We start from the raw sequence: 5,959 nt of genomic DNA, 5'->3' as shown, positions 1-5,959 counted from the left end.
CTCGAGTGTTCCGGACCCGGGCTACGCCGCGGGCGGCACCAGCGCCGGTGAAGCGCAATCCATCGCGCGCGGGATGCTCGGCGGCTACGGCTGGGGCGACGACCAGTTCAGCTGCCTGGTCGCCCTGTGGAACAAGGAGTCGGGCTGGAACTACCAGGCGTACAACGCCTCGAGCGGCGCCTACGGCATCCCGCAGGCTCTGCCGGGCAGCAAGATGGCCTCTGCCGGCGCCGACTGGCAGACCAATGCCGCGACCCAGATCTCGTGGGGCCTGGGCTACATCTCCGGCCGCTACGGTTCGCCCTGCGGTGCGTGGGACCACTCGCAGTCTGTCGGCTGGTACTGATCCGTCGACCCCGCTCAGCGCCGCGAAGAGCCTCGTTCACCTCGTGTGAACGGGGCTCTTCGCTCATCGGTCCGGGATCTCCAGCGGCAGCTCCCGCGCGCGGTCCCACGGTTCGGCCCATCCGAGCCGGTCGAACAGGCGATCCAGCAGGATCGCGGTGAACCCCCACACGAGGTGTTGACCACCGGCATGAGGGACGGTGAAGGCGGGTCCGCGCCACGTCTGGCCGTCACGCCGCACGACGACCGTGCCACGACGATCCGGGTCGAGAAGGTCGGCGACGGGAGCGCGGAACACATCCGACGACTCGCGCTCATCCACCACTCCCACCGGGGTCGGCTGTCGCCACCACCCGAGCACCGGACTCACGACATGACGCGAATACGCGAGGGGCACCTCGTCGAGCACGCCGAGCACGTCGACGCCGTCGGGGTTCAGCCCCGTCTCCTCGCGCGCCTCACGCAAGGCTGCTGCGACCGGTCCGTCGTCCGCCGGGTCGACCCGCCCGCCGGGGAAGGCGATCTGGCCCGCGTGCGAGCTGAGGGTCGCCGCGCGTGCCAGTAGCAGCACGTCGAGATCCGCCGAGACCGCCGCGTCCCGAGCATCCCGATCGCTCGGCAGATCATCGAGGACGCCGAAGAGCATCAGCACTGCCGCCGGCCGGGACTCGGCTGCTCGCGGCAGCGCATGGAGGGCCGAAAGGTCCACACCGCCTCCGCGCCCGGAGGCGACATCTGCCAGCTCCGCACGAGCGCCGCGTTCGGGAAGGGGCACACGCATCTGTTCAGGCTACGCCGCCCTCGGGGCGCTACGCCTGCAGGAACATCTCGGGATCGAACTCGTCGATCGGGATCACCCGCACCCGCGGCAGCGGGGCGTCGAAGGCGTCCGCGTCGTACTCGAGGTCGAACAGCTCCAGGCCGGGGATCGAGGCGTACTCGCTGCTTCGGAACTCGTGGAACGCGAGCACGCCGAGGCGACGACTGCCGGCCAATCCCGCCAGGTCATCGACGAAGTCTCGGTCATGGCTGACCAGCACGACATCGCCGTCGTGCGCCGCGAGCGCCCGCAGGGTGCGCTGGATGGCGATGTCGACCACCTTCTCGTCCGACGCCCCGGAGAGTGAGACCGGCTGGTAGCCCAGCGCGAGCAGCGCCTGCACGAACGACATGGGCAGGTGCGCCGAAGCGTTGAGGAAGAACAGGCCCTTCGCAGGCTGTCCCCAGCGCTCCGACACGAACGCCAGCAGGCGGTCCCACCGGGGGCGCTCCTCCGGCTGGGGTCGACGGCCCAGGATCGATGACCCGAGGGTCGCATCGATGTTCTCGCCGTCGACGAGCACCCAGGTGTTGCGTTCGCTCACGTCGCCTCTCTCCGCGGCGTGCGCCGCCCGTTGATGATGGCTCGACGCTATCAGCGACGACCTCGGCTCAGTCCGGCGAGCCGTCGTCGTGCGTCTGTTCGGCGCGCGCGGCCTCCTCCTCCACCTCGTCGGAGACGGCGGGCGTCGGCGGCGCATCGTCGTGTACCGCATCTTCGGAATGGGTCTCGTGTGGACGCTTGTCGGTCATGTGTCCTCCTTGCGACCTCTCCACTGTCGGACCGGTTCGCCCGCGAGGGAGCCCCCTGGACAAGCACCGGCCGGGCGTGGCACAGTGCGCTCTCGGGTCAGCGTCGCCGGAGCACCGCGTCCATCGCCTTCCCGCGGGCCAACTCGTCCACGAGTTTGTCGAGGTATCGGATCTTCTGCATGAGCGGATCCTCGATCTCCTCGACCCGCACCCCGCACACCACTCCCGTGATCCGATCGACGTGCGGGTTCACCGTCGCATCGGCGAAGAACTGCTCGACGGTGCGTCGCTCGTCGATCTGACGCGCGAGCGCGGCACCGTCGTATGCGGTGAGCCAAGCGATCACCTCGTCGACCTCCGCACGCGTGCGTCCCTTGCGCTCGGCCTTGGCGACGTAGAGCGGATACAGGTCCGCGAACGGCATGGTGAAGATCCGATGCATGGTCAACCTCCAAGGTACGCCTGCGCGACGCGGCGCAGATCCCAGAGGTCGCTGACGCCGGCGAGTTCGCGTGCCGAGTGCATCGACAGGATCGGGATGCCGACATCGATCGTGCGGATTCCGAGACGTGTCGCGGTGATCGGTCCGATGGTCGACCCGCACGGCACGCCGTTGTGCGAGACGAACTCCTGGACATTCGCGCCCGCGGCCAGGCACCAGCCGTTCCACGCCGCCGCCCCCGCGGCATCCGTCGCGTAGCGCTGGTTCGCGTTGATCTTGAGGATGGGCCCCGACCCGAGCACGGGCTGGACGACCGGATCGTGCTTCTCGGCGTAGTTGGGGTGAATCGAGTGGCCGACGTCGCTGGAGACGCACCAGGAGTCCGACAGCGCACGCAGCTGCTGCTCCCGGTCGGCGCCGAGGCCGAGCCACAGGCGCTCCAGCACATCGGAGAGGAACGGCCCAGCAGCGCCGGAGCGCGTGCCGGAGCCCACCTCCTCGTGGTCGAACACGGCGAGCATCGGGATATGGTCCGGTTCGGCGTCGACAGCGGCGGCGAGAGCAACGGCACCGGCGTGCACGGATGCGAGGTCGTCCAGCCGACCCGCGGCGAAGAAGACGTCTTCCTGACCGAACACGGCACCCCGCGCCGCATCGGCGGTGACGACGTCGTAGCCGCGGATCCGCCCGGGGTCGACACCTGCGGAGGCCGCGAGCTCGCCCAGGAGATCCGCGGATTCGGCGCTGCCGAGGCCCCAGACCGGCTGGGTCTGAGTCTGCTTGTCCAGGGAGAGACGGTCGTTCACCTCGCGGTCGAGGTGGATCGCGAGTTGAGGCAGACGCAGGAGCGGCCCCGTGGCGGCCAGGACGCTGCGCCCGTCGTCCAGCACGAGTCGGCCGGCCAGACGCAGTTCCCGGTCCAGCCAGGAGTTGAGCATCGGGCCCCCGTAGACCTCCACGCCGGCCTGCAGCCAGCCGAACCGCCCGGTGGTCGGTTTCGGTTTCAGCTTGAAGCCGGGGGAATCGGTGTGCGCCCCGAAGATGCGGACACCGGTGGCGGCGGTGGCGCTCCTCGGCACGACCCAGGCGATTGCCGCGCCGTCGCGCACGACGTAGTGACCTCCTCGCGCATCCGATGGCCACGCCTGACCCTCCTCGCGACGCGTGAAGCCGGCATCGTGCAGCCGTCGCGCCACCTCTGCGGCAGCGTGGAAACTCGACGGCGAGGCGGCGACGAAGTCGGCGAGGTCGTCGGCGTGGGCGCGGGCGTTCGAGGCGGTGGGCAACGGGAGTTCTCCTGGCGGTGCGGAAGCGGCGGTGTCCTCGAGCGTAGTCACCGATCCGGATCCCGGCGACGCGCCGACACCACCGGCGCCGGACGAGCCGGATCGGCCTGGTCGCGCGCGAGCATCCAGACCCCCGCCATCGCGGCCATGCCCGTCGCTGCGAAGACCAGGAAGCTCCACCACGGCGCCGAAGCCGCCTCCTGCAGCACGGTGATCCCGAGCACGACGGCCACGAACGGGTCGACCACGGTCAGTCCCGCCACCACGACCTGTGGGCTGTTGACGGTATGCGCGGTCTGCACGCACCAGATGGACAGGGCTCCGGCCACGGCGATCCCCGCTGCGCACGCGATCGTGAGGAGATTCGTCTCGTCGAGCACCACGTTGCCGCGAACGACGGCCGTCTGCACACGCAGGATGACGGTCTTGCCGAGCGTGGCGACGAACCCGGAGTACAGGCCGCCGAGCAGCACGTAGACGACCGGCGGCATGCGCCGTCGTCTCAGGCCGATCGCGGCTCCGACCGTGACGGCGAGCACGAGCAGCAGGACGATGAGCACCGCGATCAGCTGGCGATTCGTGATGGTGGTCTGCACGCTGACCGCAGCGGCGACGGAGACGAAGATCCCGAGTCCGGCCACGCAGACCGCGATCGCAACGATCTCGCGCACGCGCGGCGGGGTCTTTGTCACCCACGCGGTGAGCAGTGACGCGAAGACGAGCGCGACGACTCCGACGGGCTGCACGACCATCAGGGGCGCGAAGGCCAGCGCTGCCAGCTGCACGAGGATGGCGAGACCGAACAGCGCGCTGCCGCCGAGCCAGACGGGGTCGCGCACGAGTCGCGAGAAGTGCGCGGGGCCGAGCCCATTCCCCTGCGCAGAGGTGCGCGCGACGCCGCGGGATTGCAGGAAGTTGCCGAGTGTCAGCAGGAGAGCCGACAGCACCGCCAGTGCGATGCCGATGATCGGGAACGAGGTGATGGTCACCGGGTGGCTTCTCTCGATCGCACGGCGTCCACGCTAGCGGCAGCAGCCGTGGCGTGGCGTCACGGGATGCGGCGTGAGACGAATCCCGCGAGCAGCGCGTGCAGGAGCGCCGGGACCGACGCGATCATGAGCGCCGTCCCGGCCACGGGGTCATCGGGGCGCAGGACCGCACCGGCGATCAGGAGCCCCGCGAACAGGACGGCGGACACCACGCGGCGGGCGAGGACCTCGAGCCCGCGCAGTCGCGTGTCCAGCCTCGGTGCGTCCACGCTCAGGCGTCCCTCTTCGAGCCGGCTGAGCACGTCGTCCATGCGGCGCGGCATGCGCGCCACCAGTCCCGCGACCGACACCGCCTCCTTTGCGAACGCCTGCACGACGTTGCCCTGCTCGTCGCGGATGAGTCGCTGCGCGTACGGTTCCACCGCATCCCAGATGTTGAAGGCGGGGTCGAGGGCGCTGCACACGCCCGACGTGAGGGAGACCGCACGGATCACGAGCAGGAAATTCTCCGGGAGCTGGAACGGCATCCGCCGCACCAGGTCGCGGAACTCCACCGCGAAGTCGCGGAACTCCCGCGGGTCGACCTCCTGCAGCTCCGCGAACCCCATTCCACCGAAGCGGGCGAACAGTGCTGTCATCGCACGTTCGAGTTCGACCGTGTCGGCCGACGGCAGCAGCACACCGACGTCTCGGATGCTGTCCACGAGCTGCCGGCCGTTGCGTGCCGCCACCGCGACGATGAGGCGCTGCAGCCCCTGCCGGAGCCGGTCGGGGACCTCGCCCATCATGCCGAAGTCGATGAACGTCAGCGTCCACGGCCGATCGCTATCGGGCGTCGGAGTGACGAAGACGTTGCCGGGATGCGGATCGGCGTGGAAGTAGCCGTGGCTGAACAGCTGCTCGAACATCACCGCCGCGAACGCGTGGGCGACCTCGGTCGGATCGATCCCCGCGTCGCGCAGGGCGTCGCGATCGGTGATCTTGATGGCCGTCACATCGGCGAGGGTGAGCACGCGTCGCGTCGAGCGTTCCCACGCGACCTCGGGTGCGACGACCCGCGCATCATCGGCGAAGTCGTCGCGGAACCGCTCGGCGTTGGCGGCCTCGTGGATGTAGTCGATCTCCTCGAGGCTGGTGACCGCGAATTCCTCCAGGAGCGCCGGCAGGTCGACGTGCTCGCGCACGACCCGCACGCGATCGAGCCAGGCCGCCACACGACGCAGCGCTGCCAGGTCGACGTCGACGATCTGGTCGATTCCGGGACGCTGCACCTTGACGACGACATCGGCGAAGCCGGTGAGGGCCGCCTCCGCCGGAGTCAGCCG

7 protein-coding genes and 1 pseudogene are annotated in these 5,959 nt (G+C 69.8%); 1 reads left to right on the top strand and 7 read right to left on the bottom strand.

From position 1 onward, the window contains the following. Positions 1–346 (top strand): annotated as a pseudogene (locus tag B4E30_RS00925) (lytic transglycosylase domain-containing protein); the annotation flags it as partial. Between the two features lie 63 nt (positions 347–409). Here the strand turns inward: B4E30_RS00925 and B4E30_RS00920 are convergent. The 7 genes from B4E30_RS00920 to B4E30_RS00890 all read right to left on the bottom strand — a co-directional run. Further along, positions 410–1,126, bottom strand: coding sequence for an NUDIX hydrolase (locus tag B4E30_RS00920; protein ID WP_286793101.1), 717 nt, complete (start codon positions 1,124–1,126; stop codon positions 410–412). A gap of 28 nt (positions 1,127–1,154) precedes the next feature. Beyond that, the gene (locus B4E30_RS00915) at positions 1,155–1,709 is read right to left on the bottom strand and encodes an NYN domain-containing protein (RefSeq protein ID WP_286717636.1); all 555 of its coding nucleotides are present in this window, start codon (positions 1,707–1,709) and stop codon (positions 1,155–1,157) included. 67 nt (positions 1,710–1,776) lie between these two features. Further along, positions 1,777–1,917, bottom strand: coding sequence for a hypothetical protein (locus tag B4E30_RS00910; protein WP_194383234.1), 141 nt, complete (start codon positions 1,915–1,917; stop codon positions 1,777–1,779). A 97-nt stretch (positions 1,918–2,014) separates the two neighbouring features. Next, positions 2,015–2,359: a DUF2200 domain-containing protein gene (locus B4E30_RS00905; RefSeq protein WP_194383235.1), complete on the bottom strand. Its 345-nt coding sequence runs from the start codon at positions 2,357–2,359 to the stop codon at positions 2,015–2,017. Positions 2,360–2,361: 2 nt separating this feature from the next. Then, positions 2,362–3,645 (bottom strand): M18 family aminopeptidase, encoded by a 1,284-nt coding sequence (locus B4E30_RS00900; protein ID WP_286793100.1) that lies wholly within the window; start codon positions 3,643–3,645, stop codon positions 2,362–2,364. A gap of 47 nt (positions 3,646–3,692) precedes the next feature. Next, positions 3,693–4,634 carry a DMT family transporter gene (locus B4E30_RS00895; RefSeq protein WP_286717632.1) on the bottom strand — a complete coding sequence of 314 codons (942 nt, stop codon included), beginning with the start codon at positions 4,632–4,634 and terminating at the stop codon, positions 3,693–3,695. Positions 4,635–4,693: 59 nt separating this feature from the next. Beyond that, positions 4,694–5,959: ABC1 kinase family protein (locus tag B4E30_RS00890; protein WP_286793099.1), on the bottom strand; the 1,266-nt coding region annotated here is incomplete at its 5' end.

It is taken from the genome of Microbacterium sp. UBA3394 (assembly GCF_002358725.1).
In the GTDB taxonomy this organism is placed as follows: Bacteria; Actinomycetota; Actinomycetes; order Actinomycetales; family Microbacteriaceae; genus Microbacterium; species Microbacterium luteum.
The sequence above is the reverse complement of the archived record's forward strand: the minus strand, read 5'-3'. Positions and strand labels throughout refer to the sequence as shown.